This window comes from Prochlorococcus marinus str. MIT 9401 (genome assembly GCF_000760095.1).
Lineage (GTDB): Bacteria > Cyanobacteriota > Cyanobacteriia > PCC-6307 > Cyanobiaceae > Prochlorococcus_A > Prochlorococcus_A marinus_I.
The window spans coordinates 12,710-32,007 of sequence record NZ_JNAR01000012.1 but is presented as its reverse complement, the minus strand read 5'-3'; the positions used below and the strand labels follow the sequence as shown (position 1 = coordinate 32,007).

At 28.9% G+C, this 19,298-nt stretch carries 30 protein-coding genes; 14 read left to right on the top strand and 16 right to left on the bottom strand.

Annotation, left to right across the window (positions count from 1 at the left end):
- Positions 1–89 precede the first annotated feature (89 nt).
- Positions 90–3,698, top strand: a complete 3,609-nt coding sequence (locus tag EV01_RS04620) for a BspA family leucine-rich repeat surface protein (RefSeq protein WP_032517483.1) — start codon at positions 90–92, stop codon at positions 3,696–3,698.
- Positions 3,699–3,767: 69 nt separating this feature from the next.
- Here EV01_RS04620 and EV01_RS04625 read toward each other — a convergent pair whose 3' ends face one another.
- From EV01_RS04625 to EV01_RS04635, 3 genes are read right to left on the bottom strand one after another with little or no spacing between them, the layout of a single operon-like run.
- Entirely contained in the window at positions 3,768–4,025 is a 258-nt protein-coding gene (locus EV01_RS04625) for a DUF1651 domain-containing protein (RefSeq protein ID WP_032517482.1), read from the bottom strand.
- 32 nt (positions 4,026–4,057) lie between these two features.
- On the bottom strand, positions 4,058–4,336 hold the full coding sequence (locus tag EV01_RS04630; RefSeq protein WP_032517481.1) for a DUF3764 family protein: 279 nt from the start codon (positions 4,334–4,336) through the stop codon (positions 4,058–4,060).
- A 52-nt stretch (positions 4,337–4,388) separates the two neighbouring features.
- Positions 4,389–4,709, bottom strand: coding sequence for a DUF3303 domain-containing protein (locus tag EV01_RS04635; RefSeq protein WP_032517480.1), 321 nt, complete (start codon positions 4,707–4,709; stop codon positions 4,389–4,391).
- A gap of 168 nt (positions 4,710–4,877) precedes the next feature.
- Between EV01_RS04635 and EV01_RS09750 the strand changes: the two genes are divergently transcribed.
- Positions 4,878–5,027, top strand: coding sequence for a hypothetical protein (locus tag EV01_RS09750; RefSeq protein WP_193741400.1), 150 nt, complete (start codon positions 4,878–4,880; stop codon positions 5,025–5,027).
- Between the two features lie 69 nt (positions 5,028–5,096).
- Here the strand turns inward: EV01_RS09750 and EV01_RS04640 are convergent, their stop codons facing one another.
- The 3 genes from EV01_RS04640 to EV01_RS09745 form a co-directional block, all read right to left on the bottom strand.
- Complete coding sequence (locus EV01_RS04640; RefSeq protein WP_032517479.1) at positions 5,097–5,474, bottom strand: hypothetical protein; 378 nt, start codon at positions 5,472–5,474, stop codon at positions 5,097–5,099.
- 66 nt (positions 5,475–5,540) lie between these two features.
- On the bottom strand, positions 5,541–6,008 hold the full coding sequence (locus EV01_RS04645) for a cupin domain-containing protein (RefSeq protein WP_032517478.1): 468 nt from the start codon (positions 6,006–6,008) through the stop codon (positions 5,541–5,543).
- 76 nt (positions 6,009–6,084) lie between these two features.
- The gene (locus tag EV01_RS09745) at positions 6,085–6,228 is read right to left on the bottom strand and encodes a hypothetical protein (RefSeq protein ID WP_179850525.1); all 144 of its coding nucleotides are present in this window, start codon (positions 6,226–6,228) and stop codon (positions 6,085–6,087) included.
- Between the two features lie 182 nt (positions 6,229–6,410).
- Between EV01_RS09745 and EV01_RS09500 the strand changes: the two genes are divergently transcribed.
- Positions 6,411–6,596 carry a hypothetical protein gene (locus tag EV01_RS09500; protein WP_152556193.1) on the top strand — a complete coding sequence of 62 codons (186 nt, stop codon included), beginning with the start codon at positions 6,411–6,413 and terminating at the stop codon, positions 6,594–6,596.
- A gap of 18 nt (positions 6,597–6,614) precedes the next feature.
- On the opposite strand, the gene thiD is transcribed toward EV01_RS09500, so the two are convergent.
- Together thiD and EV01_RS04655 are read right to left on the bottom strand one after the other, a co-directional pair.
- Positions 6,615–7,394, bottom strand: a complete 780-nt coding sequence (gene thiD, locus EV01_RS04650) for a bifunctional hydroxymethylpyrimidine kinase/phosphomethylpyrimidine kinase (protein ID WP_032517477.1) — start codon at positions 7,392–7,394, stop codon at positions 6,615–6,617.
- A gap of 49 nt (positions 7,395–7,443) precedes the next feature.
- Entirely contained in the window at positions 7,444–8,067 is a 624-nt protein-coding gene (locus tag EV01_RS04655; RefSeq protein WP_032517476.1) for a TenA family protein, read from the bottom strand.
- Positions 8,068–8,632: 565 nt separating this feature from the next.
- Between EV01_RS04655 and EV01_RS04660 the strand changes: the two genes are divergently transcribed.
- From EV01_RS04660 to EV01_RS09740, 5 genes are all read left to right on the top strand, one after another.
- Positions 8,633–9,040 (top strand): DUF2834 domain-containing protein, encoded by a 408-nt coding sequence (locus tag EV01_RS04660; protein ID WP_241433446.1) that lies wholly within the window; start codon positions 8,633–8,635, stop codon positions 9,038–9,040.
- Complete coding sequence (locus EV01_RS04665; RefSeq protein ID WP_032517475.1) at positions 9,027–9,410, top strand: hypothetical protein; 384 nt, start codon at positions 9,027–9,029, stop codon at positions 9,408–9,410. Before EV01_RS04660 ends, EV01_RS04665 begins: the two co-directional genes overlap by 14 nt.
- A 60-nt stretch (positions 9,411–9,470) precedes the next feature.
- The gene (locus tag EV01_RS04670) at positions 9,471–10,964 is read left to right on the top strand and encodes an FAD-binding domain-containing protein (RefSeq protein WP_032517473.1); all 1,494 of its coding nucleotides are present in this window, start codon (positions 9,471–9,473) and stop codon (positions 10,962–10,964) included.
- 139 nt (positions 10,965–11,103) lie between these two features.
- Complete coding sequence (locus tag EV01_RS04675; protein ID WP_032517472.1) at positions 11,104–11,361, top strand: hypothetical protein; 258 nt, start codon at positions 11,104–11,106, stop codon at positions 11,359–11,361.
- Positions 11,361–11,534, top strand: coding sequence for a hypothetical protein (locus EV01_RS09740; RefSeq protein ID WP_193741401.1), 174 nt, complete (start codon positions 11,361–11,363; stop codon positions 11,532–11,534). Before EV01_RS04675 ends, EV01_RS09740 begins: the two co-directional genes overlap by 1 nt.
- A gap of 23 nt (positions 11,535–11,557) precedes the next feature.
- On the opposite strand, the gene pip is transcribed toward EV01_RS09740, so the two are convergent.
- The 3 genes from pip to EV01_RS09735 form a co-directional block, all read right to left on the bottom strand.
- The gene (gene pip, locus EV01_RS04680) at positions 11,558–12,508 is read right to left on the bottom strand and encodes a prolyl aminopeptidase (RefSeq protein WP_032517471.1); all 951 of its coding nucleotides are present in this window, start codon (positions 12,506–12,508) and stop codon (positions 11,558–11,560) included.
- Between the two features lie 505 nt (positions 12,509–13,013).
- Positions 13,014–13,196: a hypothetical protein gene (locus EV01_RS04685; RefSeq protein WP_025887448.1), complete on the bottom strand. Its 183-nt coding sequence runs from the start codon at positions 13,194–13,196 to the stop codon at positions 13,014–13,016.
- Positions 13,197–13,198: 2 nt separating this feature from the next.
- Entirely contained in the window at positions 13,199–13,339 is a 141-nt protein-coding gene (locus tag EV01_RS09735) for a hypothetical protein (protein WP_193741402.1), read from the bottom strand.
- A 377-nt stretch (positions 13,340–13,716) separates the two neighbouring features.
- On the opposite strand from EV01_RS09735, the gene EV01_RS04690 reads away from it, so the two are divergent.
- Together EV01_RS04690 and EV01_RS04695 are read left to right on the top strand one after the other, a co-directional pair.
- Positions 13,717–13,914: a hypothetical protein gene (locus EV01_RS04690; RefSeq protein ID WP_025952379.1), complete on the top strand. Its 198-nt coding sequence runs from the start codon at positions 13,717–13,719 to the stop codon at positions 13,912–13,914.
- Positions 13,915–13,943: 29 nt separating this feature from the next.
- The gene (locus EV01_RS04695; RefSeq protein WP_241433413.1) at positions 13,944–14,792 is read left to right on the top strand and encodes a CPBP family intramembrane glutamic endopeptidase; all 849 of its coding nucleotides are present in this window, start codon (positions 13,944–13,946) and stop codon (positions 14,790–14,792) included.
- 254 nt (positions 14,793–15,046) lie between these two features.
- On the opposite strand, the gene EV01_RS0108885 is transcribed toward EV01_RS04695, so the two are convergent.
- Both EV01_RS0108885 and arfB read right to left on the bottom strand, forming a co-directional pair.
- Complete coding sequence (locus EV01_RS0108885; RefSeq protein ID WP_032517469.1) at positions 15,047–15,295, bottom strand: DUF1651 domain-containing protein; 249 nt, start codon at positions 15,293–15,295, stop codon at positions 15,047–15,049.
- A gap of 72 nt (positions 15,296–15,367) precedes the next feature.
- On the bottom strand, positions 15,368–15,796 hold the full coding sequence (gene arfB, locus EV01_RS04700; protein ID WP_032517467.1) for an alternative ribosome rescue aminoacyl-tRNA hydrolase ArfB: 429 nt from the start codon (positions 15,794–15,796) through the stop codon (positions 15,368–15,370).
- A gap of 90 nt (positions 15,797–15,886) precedes the next feature.
- Between arfB and EV01_RS04705 the strand changes: the two genes are divergently transcribed.
- Both EV01_RS04705 and EV01_RS04710 read left to right on the top strand, forming a co-directional pair.
- Positions 15,887–16,237: a hypothetical protein gene (locus tag EV01_RS04705; protein ID WP_241433414.1), complete on the top strand. Its 351-nt coding sequence runs from the start codon at positions 15,887–15,889 to the stop codon at positions 16,235–16,237.
- A gap of 229 nt (positions 16,238–16,466) precedes the next feature.
- The gene (locus EV01_RS04710) at positions 16,467–16,811 is read left to right on the top strand and encodes a hypothetical protein (RefSeq protein ID WP_032517466.1); all 345 of its coding nucleotides are present in this window, start codon (positions 16,467–16,469) and stop codon (positions 16,809–16,811) included.
- 100 nt (positions 16,812–16,911) lie between these two features.
- On the opposite strand, the gene EV01_RS04715 is transcribed toward EV01_RS04710, so the two are convergent.
- The 3 genes from EV01_RS04715 to EV01_RS04725 all read right to left on the bottom strand — a co-directional run bounded on the left by EV01_RS04715 (position 16,912) and on the right by EV01_RS04725 (position 18,180).
- The gene (locus EV01_RS04715; RefSeq protein ID WP_032517465.1) at positions 16,912–17,184 is read right to left on the bottom strand and encodes a small RNA NsiR4-regulated ssr1528 family protein; all 273 of its coding nucleotides are present in this window, start codon (positions 17,182–17,184) and stop codon (positions 16,912–16,914) included.
- A gap of 66 nt (positions 17,185–17,250) precedes the next feature.
- Positions 17,251–17,700 (bottom strand): peroxiredoxin, encoded by a 450-nt coding sequence (locus tag EV01_RS04720; protein ID WP_012007141.1) that lies wholly within the window; start codon positions 17,698–17,700, stop codon positions 17,251–17,253.
- Between the two features lie 315 nt (positions 17,701–18,015).
- Complete coding sequence (locus EV01_RS04725; protein WP_233119437.1) at positions 18,016–18,180, bottom strand: hypothetical protein; 165 nt, start codon at positions 18,178–18,180, stop codon at positions 18,016–18,018.
- 459 nt (positions 18,181–18,639) lie between these two features.
- Between EV01_RS04725 and EV01_RS04730 the strand changes: the two genes are divergently transcribed.
- Together EV01_RS04730 and EV01_RS04735 are read left to right on the top strand one after the other, a co-directional pair.
- Positions 18,640–18,900, top strand: coding sequence for a TatA/E family twin arginine-targeting protein translocase (locus EV01_RS04730; protein WP_002808122.1), 261 nt, complete (start codon positions 18,640–18,642; stop codon positions 18,898–18,900).
- Between the two features lie 4 nt (positions 18,901–18,904).
- Complete coding sequence (locus EV01_RS04735) at positions 18,905–19,297, top strand: hypothetical protein (protein WP_032517460.1); 393 nt, start codon at positions 18,905–18,907, stop codon at positions 19,295–19,297.
- The last annotated feature ends 1 nt before the right edge of the window (position 19,298 follow it).

Sequence of the window (19,298 nt, the reverse complement as noted above, 5' to 3'; positions counted from 1 at the left end):
AGATATTAATCATGGATTTCAGAAAATTGATTGTTAATATAGAAAAGATTTTCTAGATGTAAAAATTTAATCAATAATTATAATAAAAGGTGAAAAAGCAAAATATATATAGATATCTATTCTTAATCTCATTATTTTATCCCTTCAATTCATCTAAAGCTGATGATTCAAATTGCTACTCAAAGCAATATGTAGGCACAGTTGGTGCATCCGGAACAGTTTGCGCGAACATGCTTATCGTTGATAGAGATTTACTTGACGAAGGTATAGCAAATGGTGCTATTGGATCAGATTTTCAAATAACCAGAGATGAGATTACCTACAATTTTGGAAACTCGGGCAATAAAATATTCACCGGTCAAATCAAGAATTTTTCAAACCTATTTAAGAATCAAACCAACTTTAATGCAGATATAGGTTATTGGAATACCAGTAAAGCTACAACAATGAGTAGGATGTTTATGAACGCATCCAGTTTTAACCAAGATATTTCAAGCTGGGAATTAAATAATGTCACTAATATCAATGGAATGTTCCAAGATAGCTTGGTATTTAATCAAGATATTAGTAGTTGGAATATTTCCAAGGTTACCAGACTTAACAGCACCTTCAGGGGAGCAGCAAAATTTAATCAAAATCTTAACAGCTGGGATGTAAGTAATGTAACAAGATTAGACAGAACTTTTTTAAAGGCTATTAAATTCAATAGTGATTTAAATAGCTGGGATGTATCGAAAGTTGTGAGCATGCACAGAACATTTGCCGGAGCAAAAGAGTTTAATGGAAACATCTCAAGCTGGAACACTGAAAGTTTAAGGTCATTAAGGAGAACTTTTGATGGAGCGATAGCATTCAATAAAGATTTAAGTAATTGGGATGTGGCAGAGGTCACAAATTTTACAAGGACCTTTAAAAATTCAACCGCATTCAATCAGAATTTAACTTCCTGGAATGTTGAACACTATCCTCAGACGCCAATTTTATTCGCTCCAAAATTATCTATTAATAAGAAACCATGCTGGGGATTTAATGGATGTCCGAGTGGCATAAATTTAATTTCCTCAAATCCATCAGATAATTCTTTTGGTGTTGATACAAGCCTGAATCTCACATTGACCTTTGACAAAGATATAAAAGCATCAAAAACAAGTGGAAATATTTCTCTTTATAGATCTGATGCGACTTTAGTCGAATATTACAGCAATGATTCATTAAATATTTCAGGCAAAGTGATTACTTTACCTACAGAACTTACTGCAAACACAGATTATTATCTACTTATCGATCCAAAAATAATTGAATCTTCAGATGGCATTAGTTATAGAGGGATTACAGATAAAACTGAACTGAATTTTTCAACTTTCAGTAATGACTCAGTTGCACCAGTTATAACTTCCCAATCTCCAGAGAATAATGCTACTGATGTTTCTTCATCTGATCCAACAGTTGAAATAATTTTCAGTGAAAACATTGTTCGTGGTTCAGGAAATATTTCTCTATACAACTATTCAACTGATGCATTAATAAGATCATTCAATATAAGCAACAAAACTGATATCTCTTTATCTGGAAATGAAATGTCAATTTCATTAAGAGATTCTGACGGATCAGTTTTAATAAATGATGGGACTCAATACTATATTTTAATTGATGAAGGAGCAGTAGTGGATGAAGCTGCTTCGCCTAACTCTTTTGCTGGAATTAAGTCAAAGGATATTTATAATTTCACTACCAAAAGTTTTTCCTGCGGATCAATATCGGGAGTTGTTAGATATAAAAACGGTAATCCTGTTAACGGTTCAACTGTAAAACTTTATAAAGACAATTCTCTAATCAACTCTACTACAACAAATAGTGTGGGCAACTATAGTTTTTTTCCTAGTAGCGCTGGGACTTTTAAAGTAGAATTCGTTAAATCAGAAGGGAAGAGAGGGAAAGGGAAAGTTGATTTAACAGATGGACCAGTTTCATCAGGAAGATTTATCAAAAATATCCAGATCAGTTCTTCATGTGAAGAATTTCTTGATTTAGATGGCCTTTTAATTGACCCTGCTGGGGTGATATACGAATCATCTACAAGACAACCGGTAGCTGGAGTAACTGTTAAATTACTTTATGAGGGGAGTCTTGTAAATAACGACTGGCTGGATGACAGTGGAGGAAATAATGTCCAAGAAACGGGTGCAGATGGCAAATATAATTTTGTCCTAAAAGGGGATGTTGCACAAAGTGGTAATTACTCAATTACTGTAGATCCGCCTAAAGGATATGGGTTTGAAAGCACAAAGATTATCTCGGAAAGTGGTTTTTTCACTCCCGATCTTGGCGGTGGAGCTCAAAACATTCAAATACAGGAAGACGCTCCAGATTCCGGAGAACTCACAACATATTATTTGAATTTTAACTTTACTTTTACAGGCGTTTCATCTACCTCATCAAATGGTGTAATAAATAATCATATTCCTATAGATTCAAAGGGTGATCCAACTTTAAAACCTGATGTTATAGGGCTGGCAGAAGCTTGGACAGATGCATCAATACGATTCAGTAAGGCGGGGTTAGATTCTGTGAATAGAAGGCTTGATTGGCTTGCGAGGAATAAAAGATCTAATAAAAAATCATATCAAGGCATTAATTTATCTTTCTCAAATCCAATATTAGAGAGGGTTTTTAATGGATCGGGGAAAAAGTTTAAAGATATAGAAAGTAAAGATTTTGAAAATTGGGCCAGAGCAAACTGGACTGATAAAAGGATGAAGAACGAATCTGAAGAAGTTTTCAATGACCTCAAAGATAACTCAGTAAACATTGCGTTTGCTGAATTACGAGAAAAAACATTTGATCCTGAATTAAATCCAAAAGGTGGGCAATTACTAGGAAACTGGTTTTTGTGGACTGATGGAGAAATAGTTGTTGGTAACACTAAAAAAAATACGACATCGTCAAATCAGAAATCAGATGCCCTAAATTTAACTTTTGGTGCGGACAAAAAGTTAAAAAATAATACTCTGATAGGTTTCTCTTTTACTTATGGTACTGACTACATAAAAATTGGCTCAAATGGAAGCAATTTAAATTCAGAAAACTATAGTCTTTCAATTTATTCCTCTCAAAAGTTTAAAGGCTTTTTACATACAGATTTTCAATTAGGAATTGGAAAAATGGATTTCTCTACAACTAGATTCGAAAACTCAATTGCCCACAAAGGCCAAAGAGATGCCAATCTTCTCTTTGGATCATTCTCTATTAAGCCTGAACCAATATCCAGAAAAAATATTACTTTTAGCCCTTTCGCACAAATTAAAGCTTCATATATATCGTTAGAACCGTTCTCAGAATCAGGCAGTCATCTTGCTCTAACTTTCAAAAAACAGACAATCAATTATAAAACTTTGACATTTGGATCAGATTTATTTAGCGATTTTGTGGTTAAGGAATGGAAAATAAAACCTTTCGCAAAAATTGAATACAACTTTAACTTCACAGATGACTCGATTGTAAATTTAAATTATCTAGATGACAGCACCACGAATTACAGATTTTCAATTTTAAACTCATCTGATAATTTCCTCAGCAACACTATTGGATTACAGATGAATAGGAAAAACAAATTTGGAGCTGTACTTTCATACAAAAATGAACGAGGAGATTCAAAAAAATTAGATTCCTATCAATTACAAATAAATTGGAATTTCTAAAAAAACTTAAAAGTGAATTAAAGAGTAATTAGAGCACTTCCTTTAAATGGTTTTAGGCCTATATAAAGACTAGCTATCTTTTTTTATCCAAACTTCTTCAATTGTCTTCCATCCGTGAGAAAGTAATCTTTTATAAATTTCTCGGGCTAAATCTATATCTACAGAAACTGTGGTTGTCATTATCGGTGGCTCTTTTCCAAATACTCCAATTATTTTTCCAGTATCTACAAACATATACTCGAAGACTCCATCAATACTCTTCTCATTTTTTATAAATCTTTTTACTTCTGTTCTGTTTGAATTAATTAACCAATGGGATTTAGTCATTAATAAAACAGTTTAAGAAATAAGATTATCACTTAAAAGTAACTGGAAATAACAGTTGAATCATAAATATGATCTGCACTCTCAATATATGTTTTCAACGTTGGATCTTCAAGCATAAAGATTGATTTACTTTCTTCACCCTTTTGAATGAGGATTACATTGGTTGGATCATCTTTCTTTACACCTTTGTATAAGCAAAAAATTTCACGGTCTTTATTCATTTGTATATTTTCTTCGCTGTCATAAACTGCAGCCCATTCTGCAAAAGGGACTTTTATTTTGAATGTAAAAACAGTAGCTTCAACAGGCATTATAAAAGGAGCTATTTGCTCCTTATTCTAAATCCAATGTCAATGAATCTAATTATCCCATTGCGGTAACAGCATCTGCAACTTGTTTATTTCTTTGGATCACCTCATCATCATTTAAAACAGCAGTGATATTCCAATCAAGTCCAAATTTTGCTCTCCACACTCCAAAATGTTGAGATATGGCTAAGTGATTATCAGCCTTAAAAGTAACAAAAACCTCTCCTGTTTCAGGAGCATGGAATCTACTTACCAATTCAAATCCATCAAAATTATCCATAGGTGCGCCTGAAGCAATATATTGCTCAAACATCTTGTAACCTTCGGACTGAGAAATTCCGTCTGGAATAATTCCATGTACATGATAGTAGGCCATAAAAAAATCATATTAGTAATCTCAATTTAAGAACCACAATTTAAAAAGTATAGAATTTATCTTTAAATTTTGATTTTTCAGTATTTATAAATATGTATTCATAAAAAAAAATCTTTATTTGGTATCGCATGTACCGTTTATATGTTTTTTGAAAGCTATTAATTGGATATGAGCTATTTTGCTGAACCAAACCATATTGAATATGATGCATGGTTCGATGAAAATATCGACCCATTAGATCTTATGAATTACTTAGATGAAAAGGAGTTTAGTGATTCGGTACACTTTAAGTTCCATAAGATGTCCAGTAAAAACTAAACAATTGGGTCTTCTGATAATTTTCACTGGTAAGTAAAAGATTTTTCAATCCATAAATATTGATGAATCTTACGCAGAATATGTTCCATCACTTTCTCTTCTTGCCTTAGCTAATACAATTTCATCTACAACTTTTTCAATCATGTAAGCACTTTTTTTACCAAAACATTTTTCTTTTTTAATACTCTCAAAATCATTTGAGATTAAATCATTATGTTCACAACAGTCGCATTTAATATCAAGTTTCTTGCCTCTAAAAACCTCCAAAGCTCTAGAAAAAATCCATTGCTGAACAGATATACTTTCCCAACTATCAAAATTCGACCATTCATCGAAATCCCTATTAAGAATGCCTTTTAATCCATCAGCCTGATTTACATATACTAAGTATGCATTTTTTCTTGGTTTATCATTAATACCAATTATTTTGACAGCATTTTGATTCATTAAATATAGATTGAGTAACCTTATAAATCTAAAGGATAATTTCAAAAATATAAACAAAAAAATGTCTCAAATAAGATCATTAATTGCTTTATCTAATCTAGAAGTATGATTTGTATTTCTGAGTAATTCAAAATCCTTAAAATCAAAGCCCGGGCCAACACAACAACTCACTAAAGTAAATTCGCCTGTACTTTTTGCAGCTTGCCAATATCCAGATGGGATCATTTCTACTGGATTATTGGAATCTAAAATTAAATTTCTTATTAACTTATTATCATTATCTAGGCACCATAAATTCAAAGGATCGCCCCTTAGATAAATCCAAATTTCATCAGCATTTTTTACTCTGTGCCAAGCACTTTTCTCATCTCTCTCCAAAAGATAATAAATTCCCGTAATAAAGTTTCTACTTTGGCCATCTTCCCTTATTAGAGAATTCCCACTCCTTACTACCTCTCTAAACCATCCACCCTCAGGATGAGGAGATAAATTGAGTTGTTTAATTATTTCTATTTTTTTATTATGAGGATTCACGTCACAAAAATATCTTTTAAATTTCTCTTATAGTAAAAAGCTTCCTGAAAATAAATAAAAATATATTTTCTAAAAATTAAGCACAAATAACTGACAAATCTACGAAATTTTTATTTTCATCTGCCAGTTCAGTAATGATTCTATTGAGCCATTCAGAGGTCGTTTCACAATAGCCTACATTTAAAATAGTTTTTTGATTTGATGTTTCTTCTTTATTCATAGTTAAAGTATTTTTATATAAATTAGTCTTTAATTAAATCTATGTGAATAAGTCTTAATTACTATCTATTTTAAAAAGTTGTATTTAATACATATTTAAAAACTGCTAGTAAACAAATAAAATTAAATCGTTGACAAGAAAATGTATACAAGTAAGAGTAGAAAAAATTTATTATTTAACCTATGAATAACATCAAGATTGAGGAATTGATGAAAGTAAGGTTCGATGGTATTGCTAGTAGAATTGGGCAACTAAGCAAAAGGGAAAGTGAGTCTTTATTACTTGAGCATCTTGAGTGGTTGGAGGGAGGATGGGAGAGTGAAGAAATCTTATTTTTAAAAAAGCCCTACAGAAAATGGTGGTTCTAACTCCACTTCTATAAATAATTAATGATGGCCTAGGGGACCAGGGCCAGAGCCTATTTTATAAGAATTGTCTAAAGATTTCTCAACAAACAATTTCGCTTTTTGTATGGAATCAAATAGATCAAAACCTAAAGCCTTGTAACCACAAATAGCAGCACTCAAAGTACAGCCGCTACCGTGGGTATTTTTAGTATTTATAAAATTATTAAATAGCCACTCTTTTCTACCATTTAAGTCAAGGAAAAAATCTTTCCCTTTCATATCTTTTAAACCGCCACCTTTTACAAGTACCGCTTTAGCTCCAAGACCAATAATTTTTCTTGCTGAATTTTCGATATCTTCTTTACTCCCTATTTCTAAACCAGAAAGTAGATTTGCTTCATAAATATTTGGAGTTACCAAATCAGCAATTGGTAATAAGAGTTTTTTATAAGCATTAATAGCAGAATCTTCCAGTAATTTAGAACCAGTTCTTGTAACCATTACTGGGTCAATAATTTTGGTTATTTTGTATGTATTTAATTTTGTAGCAGTATCATTAATTATCCTTTCATTTAATAACATTCCAGTTTTTAAGGCATCAATTCCAAAATCAGCAAATAAAGTATCTAACTGATTTAATAAAGTATTCTTCTCTACTGGTTGAACGCATGTAACCTCTATACTATTTTGTGCGGTAATACATGTAATAACAGAACATCCATGTACTTTAAGGGCCATGAAAGTTCTCAAGTCAGCCTGTATGCCTGCTCCACCCCCAGAGTCACTACCGCCTATTGAAAGTGCAATTTTAGAATACATAATTTATTAACCCGTTTTTAAAAGTACTATAAGTAAATTTTAATTTAAATCAGAAATCTGAATATTCATTAAAAAAATCTAACTCCAATTCCATAGCTCTCCTGTATAAATATTTGGCCTGATAAATATCATATGTTTCTTTATTAGTCTCAATAAGATTTTCAAGTGAATCTACTAGCTTTTCAAAGCTCTCATCAGAATAAGTAATTATCCATTCTTTATATTTCATGTCAAAATCCTCCTCATACAAACTTTTTCCTATCCAAGAATAAAGTCGCATACATGGAGTCATTGCAAACATTATTTCAACGGAGCTAAGTCTTTTGGAAGTATCATCAAGAAAATCTGTATAATTTTTAGTGGCTTTTTTTATATAGTTATTAGACAAATCAATATCCCATTCTTTTGCATACTTTTCATGAAGTATTAACTCCTCTGAAACGCCCATTAAAAGTTCACTTAACTTCCTTATTGAGTACTTATCTTTTGATTTGGAAACAGCAAGACCATAAGCTTTAGCAAAAGTTTCTAAAAAGAAATAATCTTGAGCTAAATATTCTTGAAATATATTTTTAGGGAGACTTCCATTCTTTAAACCTTGAACAAATTTTGTATTTAAACTTAGTAAAGCAATCTCATAATTATCCTCCCAAAGTTGTTTTGTAATTGACATAGATATTTCTTGAAAAGTTAAAAAATCTTCCTTTCTTAAATTTAATACCTAAGAAATTATTTATTCTAAAATTAGTCAAATTAAAAGAGTTTTTCATAAAATTTCCCATTTTACTTCACAATAAAATAACTTTAGAATCATAGGGAATTTTATCTGGTATTAATCCTCAAGAATTGAAATTTATTAAATTCCAATATCAAGCGGCATTATTTTTTATCAATTTATTTTAATCCTGATAATTTTTTGGGGTCATTAAATAAAACTTTTTTTAAACCTAAAATATATAAACAAACCCCAAGAAAACTTAAAATAAAGTCAACATAAAGATATTGAGTCATAGTAATTTGATCTTTAATTATTTATAGCTGATTAGGAAAAATCAAGATGTGATTAATTAAACCCAAAAGCATATAATAATAATCAACAACAGATTAAATTTGCACATAAATAATGCATTATTTTGAATTCTTATGAATATCAAATATTTCAAAATAAATGCATTAGTTTTACTAAATATGTATTAATTAAATTTTTCTTAAAAATTGATATTATTTTATACATCAAAATGACGTCAATCCTAGCTATATATATATTAAAAACTATGTGGTCTAAGATCAGACTTGCCATTTACGGAACTACTGCTTTAGCAGGAATTATATGGCCATTTTATTTTATTAATCAGTTTATTAATTTGGTAAGAAATGGAAACATTCAAGGTTCCATGATAGATATAGGAAACGCCTTTTTTGATGATGCATGGATAACACCTACATCTGGATTTATATCCGCTGATACAGCGGTTCTTCTAATAGCTATTTTTGTTTTTTATGCTGCTGAAGGTAGGAGACTAAAATTACGTTTTTGGGGTATTTATTTCCCGCTAACATTTATAATTTCGCTTGCTTTTTCATTTGGGGCATTTATGTTTATTCGTGAACTAAAAACTAATAAAGAACTAAATGAAATTAATTGACAATTTTGTAGAAAAATTCCACAATTATTCTCTTCCTGCGCCTGAAAAGTGCTTTGTATTAGAAGAGGGAGATGAACTATACATAAATAAATGGATAAAAAATGGAAAAATTAATGGAAAAATGAAAGATATATTTGAATGGATTGAAAAAAAATATTTATCTAATAAAAAGCAACTAGAGAAAACTGATAAAAAAAAGTTTGATGAATTAATAAGAAGATTTTATTTAAAAAATTGGAGGATTATCTTATTAATGTGTAATTATCAAGCTAAATATAGATATTATTCAAAAGTTATAATTTCAATTAAAGATAAAAGTTTTTCTGAAATGAAAAATAAAGATTTTCTGAAATTATTTGAAAATAATTAGTTATTTAATAAATTCATATACAAATTAAAATTTTGTTTTTTAGTATTAAACAAAAAGTTAATGAAGGATATAAATATTTTATGGTTCAAAAAGGATCTAAGAATAGATGATAATGAAGCACTTTATGAATCTTTAAAAAATTATGACATCATACCAATATATATATTTGAAATTGAGTTATGGAATCAAAAAACTCATTCAAGAAGGCAATGGCAATTTTGTAAGGAAAGTGTATTAGATTTAAGAAATTCACTTAAAGAAAAAGGTCAACCACTAGTAATAAGAACAGGAAATGTAATTGAAATCTTTGAAGAAATTAGTTCCAGTTTTAATATAGTGGGTATATATAGCCATCAAGAAACTGGAGATTGGCTTACTTATAAAAGAGATCAAGAAGTAAAATTATGGGCTTCAAATAAAAAAATAATTTGGAAAGAATATTTGCAGTTTTCTGTATTTAGAGGAAATATAAATAGGGATGACTGGTCAAAGAAATGGGCAAAAAATACATCCAGGAGATTAATTAAAGGACCATTAAAAATTAATCCAATAGATTTTGATGCTGGGGCAATACCCGACGAAAAAATATTTTCTTTTAAAACAGACGAATGTAAAGGAAGATTAAAAGGAGGAAGAAAAAAAGGCCTTGAAAGGATGAGATATTTTTTTAAAGAAAAATTAAATTCATATTCAAAAGATATTTCAAGCCCAGAAAAATCTTTTGATAGCTGCTCAAGATTATCTCCTTATATTAGTTGGGGATGTCTTTCATTGAAAGAGATTTTTTATCAAGCAAATTTACATAAAAATAATAATTCAAGAATGTTGAAGAGTAGATTAACTTGGCATTGTCATTTTATTCAGAAACTTGAAAGCGAACCAGAATTAGAATTCCAAGATTTCCACCCTTATTTTCAAAATATTAGAACTAGTAAAACTGAATTACTTGTTTTATGGAGTCAAGGAAATACTGGTTTTCCTTTTATAGATGCTTGTATGCGTTCATTAAACTTTAATGGATGGATTAACTTTAGAATGCGCGCAATGCTCATGTCTTTTGCAAGTTATAATTTGTGGTTACCTTGGCAAGATTCAGGATCAGAATTAGCAAAAAAGTTTATAGATTATGAGCCTGGAATACATTGGAATCAATGTCAAATGCAGTCTGGAACAACATCTATAAATACCAATAGAATTTACAATCCTATCAAGCAGGGAAAAGATCACGACCCCAAGGGTAGATTTATAAAAAAATGGGTCCCAGAATTAAAAAAAGTAACTGATACTTTTATTCATGAGCCTTGGTTACTAAGCAAATTTAATAATGAAGAATACTCAAAATTAGAATACATTAAACCAATAGTTGATATTTCTAAAACATCTAGAGAAGCTAGGGAAAAAATTCAAGAAATCACACAAAAAAAAGGCTACTGGGATATATCAAAAAAAATATATTTAAAGCATGGCTCAAGGAAAAAAACAGTAATCAATAAAAGATCTAAAAAAAGTAATCACAACAAACAAATCCAATATGAATTAAATTTAGGGATATAAATTTAATTGATTATTTTATTATTCATCTATGATTAAATCCTTCATAATTAAATATTCAGGTAATAATTTTGGTAAAACCATTTAAAAAATCCACAGTCTAGTTATCTAAGCTTTAAGGTAGATTTAACCAGATAAGAACATGCCAAAACCTACTAAAGAGCTAAAGTCAACTCCTTTTACAGAAGTAATAGAACTAGAAAGGATAGTTACTCCAGATGAAGAAAAAAGAGTTGATCATATTTTCGTAAGGAGAAAGAAAATTTGTACTCGTCATCCTGAAGGTTTTGCTACAGAAGAAATTGCAAGATTTGATGTTGCCTGGCCAGAAGAACCTAAAGAAGAATTAAAAGATTCAACTAAAGTCAATGAAGAGGTCGAAATCAGTATTAATAAGTAATGTCAAATAGATTTGAGTGGGATGATACCAATAGTTCAGGTATATGGTGGAGTACTAATGTAAGTATTAGAGACGAGTGCATTCTGCTCAAAGAAGATACCAAATGCGAAGATTCTGATATCGTAGAACTTCTTAGGAGTATTGCACAAAATATTGAAGATAATGGCCTTTAATTTTTAGAGGGATATTCTCTCTTTTAGAGATTTTGAATTCCTTTTACAGCTTTTATTAATTCGATACTTATACCTTTTTCACTCATCGAATGACCAGCATCATTAACAATAATTAATTCAGAATTCTTTAATTTCTTATTTAGATCCCAAGCACTCCTAACAGGACATACAACGTCATACCTCCCTTGAATTATTTTTGTTGGAATCGACTCTATTGTATTTATATTTTTCAAAATAAAATCATCTTCTAAGAAAATATTATTAATAAAATAATGACACTCGATCCTTGCAAAGGCATCTGAAAAAGAATTTACTTCAGACTTATCAAAATCAAATTTTTTATTTATTAAATGACTTGTTGAGAGTTCCCATTTTGTCCAAGCTGCTGCTGCTTTTGATCTCAGATTCGCATCTGAAGATGTTAGATATTTATAAAAAGAACTTATTAAATCATTTCTTTCTTCTTTTGGTATTACAGAAATATATTCTTCAAATTCATCGGGGAATATCTCACTTGCACCATATTGATAGAACCATAACAATTCAAACTTTCTACATAAAAATATTCCTCGCAAAGTTAAGCTGATAACTCTAGAGGGATTTTTAATCGCATATATAAGTGAAAGTGTTGAGCCCCAAGATCCACCAAACAAATGCCAAGTATCTATTTTTAAAAGAATCCTTAATTTCTCAATATCATCAACTAAATGATTGGTCGTATTTTCTTTTAATTCGGAGAAAGGAGTTGAAGAACCGCACCCTCTTTGGTCAAATTGAATAATATCGAATTTATCTGGGTCAAAGTATCTTCTATATCTTGGTTGACTTCCTCCTCCTGGACCTCCATGAATAACAAGAATTTTTTTGCCATTTGGATTACCAGATCTTTCCCAATAAATAGTATGAATATCACTTACTTGTAAAAAACCCTTTTCACGTACTTCTATTTTTGGAAACAAGACTTGATCTTTCATTTTAAATATTTTTAATCACTTTATTAGTCCATAATATCCAAAAAGGAGTCTAGTTTAGAAGAAATTTGTTAAAAAAAAGGACTGCTTGTACAGTCCTTTTTAATATTTGATTTCCTTCTTACAGGATATAAAATTACATATTTTAAAGTCTATTTACTCATAAACTTAGAATACGTGAATTCGGGGATTTCTCTCGATAATTTCAGTCCCTATTATCGCTAGTAATTATAAAGCGAAGTCTTATCAGACTAATTGATTGAACTTTAATTTTCGAATAATCCCATTCTCAGGAATACACTTCCTATATTTTGGAATTTGCTAAATTTCAGGCGGACTATCAATCATTTAGATTGCCTCCGAACTCAACATTTATAAATTACTCCTTTTTATATTTTCAGTAAATCCGTAAATATGCTGATTTACTTTTTTCCTAATTTGTAAGAGGATTTTAATGATCCTTTGTTTTTTATAGATAAATATAAAATTAAAGTCTATAATCCCCTATTTATTCAGATTCATAGAGCAAAATAGATTCAATTATTCTTTTATCACTATCAGAAAGTTTATAGTCTTCTAATTTCCACTGAACAAATTTTACACACTCATCAATAGAAGGATTCTTATCCCGGCACTTCCGCCACTCTCTAATCCAATCTGCCAAGGCAAAAGTTATTTTTGTAGTAAGCATATTTACCAATCAGGATAATTAAAATCTCCTCCAATAGGTTCTTCATAAAATTCCCTTTCTTTTATACCTTTATCATATTTTTCAATTATCTTTTTATAAGAAGCTATTGAGGGAACTAAATCTCCTATGTATATGGGTTCCATTGTAATTGTTATAATAGTTTTAATTATTTATTATTTTATATAAGAATTTAATAAAAAGATTATTAATATGCATTATGGATTTCATCAAAAAGAACAAAATATTAACACTAATGGCTGTAATTGCAGTTTTATCATTTGCATTAGAAAAAGTAGGCATAATACACCCTTAAATTAATTAAGTTTATTTGTAAATACTTCCTAATGAAATAAGTAAACCGATACTATTACTGCAAAAATAAGCAATGGAGATAATAATGTAAAAACTAAAGTTGAAAGATTAATCAGCATAAACTTTAAATAAATACACAAATTTAATAAACATCACTTTTAAGCATTTGCAATAAGTAAAATTTAAATTATTACGATATAAAAAAAATTTGAATAAAGAAAGATATAAAGAAGAATATGAAGAGGGCTCAGACTTACTATGGCCTAGTGATAAAGAAGATAAAATAACTCGGCAATTTTATAAAGATTTATCTAATCTTTCAAAAAACATAAATTATAGTAAAAAGAAAAAGCTAAAACTTTTTGAACAAGTAGTTAGAATAATAAAAGGCAAAGGCTGGGATTAATTAATATACAAACTAAAATGAAAAATTTAATGATACTAATTAGAAGTTTTTTTCTTTTAAGACCAAGATTTTTATCCACTATATTTTTTATTCCTATTCTTTATGGTATTGGCTGGGCTTTATCGCAGCCACTTTTATTGTTTAATTTTGAAAAAGATAATTTATCCTTAATTGGTACTATTATTACTTTCTTACTTTTTATCTTTTTACTCCCATATTGGTTTCATATCAAACGAAATAAATCAAGTGCTTGGATAATTCTTGGGATAACAAAAGACAAATTCTTGAAAAACTTTTTCCATTTTTCTCAAGGTATTTTATTTGCTTTAGTTTTAATAATTCTAATTCTGGTACCACTATTGCAAAAAAATTATATTTCTTGGATAGGTGAATTCTCTCCAATAATATTTTTAAATTCTATTTTACTGGGATTAGGTGTTGGATTCGCAGAGGAAATAATTTTTAGAGGCTGGTTACTAGAAGAATTAAAATTTGAATATGGTACAAAAATATCAATAGCTTTACAAGCTATAATTTTTAGCCTTGTTCATAATTTATCAAATGAGCTCTTTTGGAACATAGTAGGATTACGATTGGGATTTATTTTACTTGGGATATTTCTATCATTAGTAAAAATTAGAGATAAAGGTTCTTTATGGAATTGCATAGGAATTCATGGAGGACTAGTGGGTATTTGGTTTTTATTAAATAACGGATTAATAGAATTCAAAGAAAATACACCTTCTTTTTTAGCAGGGCCTTTTACACAAAATATTCCAAACCCAATCGGAAGCTTTAGTGCAATTTTAATATTACTTTTATTATGTATTTTTTATACCGTACAATCAAAAAAGATTTTTACTAGACGTATTAATTAGATATAAATACCGATTGATTTTTGATTAGTAATTGTCAGATTAAAATAAAGCTTAATATTCATATGAACTTTGATGCAGGAATAAGATTTATTATGTTTTTAATAATTTTTGGAGTTACAAACTATCTAATGATGTTGAGAAGATATGAAAACGACGTCAAAAAAAAGAAATATTTGCAACAGGAAAAAATTTCCAAGCTATACCCTAAAGGTTCATTTATTTTCTGAAATTAAAAAAAATTTTGTAGAATTTGCTCACCATTTTTTATTAGTTTTTTGCCAACATTCATTTAACAATTTTTGCCATAATAATCTCTCTTCTTCAATAACAATTTTTTTTCTAGTTTTCATTAATGGAGGATTTTCTCCATGAATTCCCATAATAATTCCTTCTTCAATAAACATATCATCAATGGATTTATCAGAATAATCTCTATCTTTGTAGAAACGCATCACCCCTACAAAATTAGAGTCAATTAACCAGAAATCATTAGTTGAATTCAATAAACCAAAATTAAATTAAATTTATCACATGCTTTGATTGCAATCTGCGAGGAAAAAATTTATTTAGTTTATTCATATTTGATATATTTTTTCTTTTTGTCGACTTTTTTTCAATTCGCCGCGTTTTTTCTTAACCTCAACTCTTTTCTTTTGTGATGCTTTAGTAGGTTGTGTAGATTTTCTCAATTTAAATGGTTTATTTAAAGCATTTTTTATGATTGAACTAAATTTTATTAAAGCTAGCTGCCTATTTAATAATTGATTTCTGTGTTCTTGAACCGTTAAACGCAAGCTATTATTTACTAATTTGTTTTTCAAGTTTCTTTTAAGAATTTCTTTCTGATAATCATTTAATACTTTGGAATCTTTTAAATCAAAAATAATCTCTACTCTGCTTTCAATTTTATTTACATTTTGCCCTCCAGGACCGGAGGATCTGGAAAATCGCCATTTAATTTCGTTGGATGGGATTACTAATGTTTTAGTAATTTTTAAATCCATTTTTAGTTCTTTTTGATTTAAATTTTTAGAAGCATCTCCTTTATACTTTAAAACATACCTTAAAATTTGATCGGTAAATACTGGGCGGTTATGTTATGTAAACCGAAATTCGGTGTATTTGCCGTATCAATATCTTCGGTATACATCCTTTCATATTCCAAAGAATTATCAGATATTGAATTTGTACTAATTCAAAGGTCACTTATGTATTCAATGTTTGATCTTCTTTTTGAAACACCTTCATATCGCCCTGTATATGTTATTTCCGATAGTGAAATGAAGGAGTTAAAGAAAAACCAACATCAAGAAGAGCTTGATGAAATTACAACACAAAAAGCAAGACTTGAAGATGCTTTTAAAGCTCAACTAAAACATCTTGAAGAGAGAGAAAAAGAAGTAAAAAAACAACTTAAAGTACTCTCAGTCTCAAAAGATAAATAATTTATTATTAGAGAAATTACTTTTTTCAAAGACGGTTAAAAACCGTCTTTTTTAATTCTTCTGATTTTAAGGTATCTATTAAATCCACAGATTTTAAAAATATTTTCCATAATTAAAAAATGAATAACAATAAAGAAAAAATAAGAATGTTCTTACCCTTCAGTTGGGTAATTTGTGCAGCAATATCTTTTGCTTATATAAATTCACATTTAATAAATACCTAACATAAATGTCTTACCCCTCAAGAGACGAAATACTTGCATCTTCAAAAGGATGGGTAGCATCTTTTTTGAATTTTCTTCCTGGTTTAGGATCAGGTTACTTATATCAAAGAAGATGGAAACCCTATTTTTTTACCATCACTGCTAGTACTGCATGGTTCGCTTTAGGCATTTTTTTTCAAGGTGATTCAGAACCTTCTCAAAATGAACAAATAATTGGGATTTCTGGTCTTTTTTTCATATCAATAGTTACAGTTATCGAAGCCAACTTGGCTTTCAAAAAAGCAAGTAATAAAACAAAAGCTGAAAAAGAGAAAATAATATCCTCTAACAAAAAAGGATGGTTTAAATAATTTAAAAAATTAGATCTAAATAAATATTTTGTTAGTTCTCAATTTTTTTAATTTTAAGTAAAAATTACCATATATAAATTTCAAGATAATTTAAAAATTTTTAGTTATAAAAAAACAAAATTTCTTTTTCTTTGAGACCTTCCCATCCCGAGTCTATTAATAATTGATTCAATGTTTCTTTATCAAAATGCTTAGAACCCGTTTTGACGCATCTATTTCTCATTGATTTTTTAACACCACTCCTTTTTCTTTTATTCTCCTCATCCATAATTCTATTGTATAGATCAAGCATTTTTTGAGGGATTGGAGTACCGTCAAGATCCACTCCATTTTGAATAGCAAGATCAACAGCCTGCATTCCTAATTTCTTCATATAGTTAAAAAAGCTGAAACTATAATAAGACAAAACTTATTAATCTAAAATTCTTTGAATAATAATTTATTGATTTTGAATTTCCTTAAGTACTCTAATAGCCTCTTTAATGTGTTCAGGACCATTCAATAAATCTCTAAAAATATGCCTAACTGTCCCTTTGCGATCTATAACATAAGTTACCCTACCATCCATAAAACCTAATACTTTAGGAACTTTAAAAGTTTTCCTAAGAGAGTCATTCGTATCACAAAGTAATGGATATTGTAATTTATTTTTATTAGCAAATGCCAAATGACTTGAGGTACTTCCATTACTTACTCCCCAAACTTGTGCGCCTAATACTTTAAATAAGTCATATTTATCTCTAAATCCGCAAACTTCTATAGTGCAACCCGGCGTATCATCTTTTGGATAAAAAAACAAAACAAGGGGATTTTTTAAACCCTTATTTGATCTTTTAACTCCATTTTGATCCAGTAAAGAAAATTCTGGAATTTTATCTCCAATCTGCACAATAATTCTTATAAAATTCCATATTAGAGGTTTATATGTTTTTTTTGTGGCCTTGAAGTAAATAACTAATATTAAAGTCAGTTTTTTTGTTTTATAAGATACTAAAAAATTATTGAAATAAACTAGGGTGAATATAACTATGGTAAATTTATTAATTCAATAATATGGAACTAATAATTTATATTTTTTTATTTCTTATTCTTTTTTTGGGAGTTATTTTAAATTTAAAAATAACTAATTATAAAAAAGTTAAAGAAATAAGAAGCAAAGCTAAAGATTATTCAAAAAAGAATAATTAAATATATAGTGCTAAATTTAAAATTCAATTTTTTCATTTGGAGTAAATACTGAGCAATATTTTTTTACTAGATCCTTTGGCTGACTAATGGAAGAATTTTTTAATTTTAGTTTTTCTATAGCCTCATTAGCATTAATCTCACCGAGTCGATATCTTGCACACGTATCCAATACTTTAAACATTTTTGTGGTAACGGCTTCAGCTGGATAAATTAGAAAGAATAGATAAAAAACAACAAATAAGTACTTCATTTTTTTTAAGAAGGTAGATATTTAGCGAATAGTTTCAATAATTTAGAAAAGATTAAAATCTAATAGAATAATCTATTATGGATTAGATGTAGGATTTCTATAAAATAATAATAAAAGAAATTAAGATAAAATAAGTGATAGTAATAAATTATCTCGGTGAAAATGAGAAAATTAATAGACAAACATAAAACTCTTATAAAGAGGTACCAAAAAAAATTAAAATTGAGTGATTATCAATTACTTTGGTTAGTTTTCTTTAAAGGAGTATTAATAACAATAATATTTTTCAAAATTTTTTAATATTAAAAAAGCTCTTCCGAGAATGAAATTTTCACATGATTTGACTATATTTAATAGTAGATTTCCTAATTAGTTAAATAGTTATCAGTTATGAATATTTTTGGTGTAGGTTTGCCTGAAGTTACTGTAATACTTATCTTAGCTCTTTTAATTTTTGGTCCCAAAAAGCTTCCAGAATTAGGGAAACAGCTTGGCAAAACTTTGAAAAGTCTTAAAAAAGCATCGAATGAATTTCAAAATGAAATAGACCAAGTTATGAACGAAGAAGATGAATCTCCTAAATCTATAGAAAGCAATCAAACCAATGAAATTAATCAAGAAAAAATAGATTCAGAAAACAGCAAAAAATAATATCTTGGATAGGCCCATAACCCCCATAGACGAATTTGAAAGAGCATTAGATAAAGCAGCTCTTACTAAAGAAGAATATGAATTGATAGACTACATCCGCTATACAAGTGTTTTTACACAACCTAGTCTTATTAAAGATTTAAAAAGGCCATCAAAACCTCCTCTTTTGTCAGTTCTATGTCAAATTTGCAGAAAAATTGGTTCGGAGATGCCAGATCATTTCAAAAAAGTAATTGAGTGGTCAATCGAAATAAGTGATCACAATACAAAATGGGATGCTCATTTAATTTGCGCAGAAGCATTAAATATAGACAAAATCCCATTAAGTCCTATGCATGGAACGACTTTATTTGATGTTCTTGTTGTACACAAAGAATTATTTCTTGGATTTGATTAAA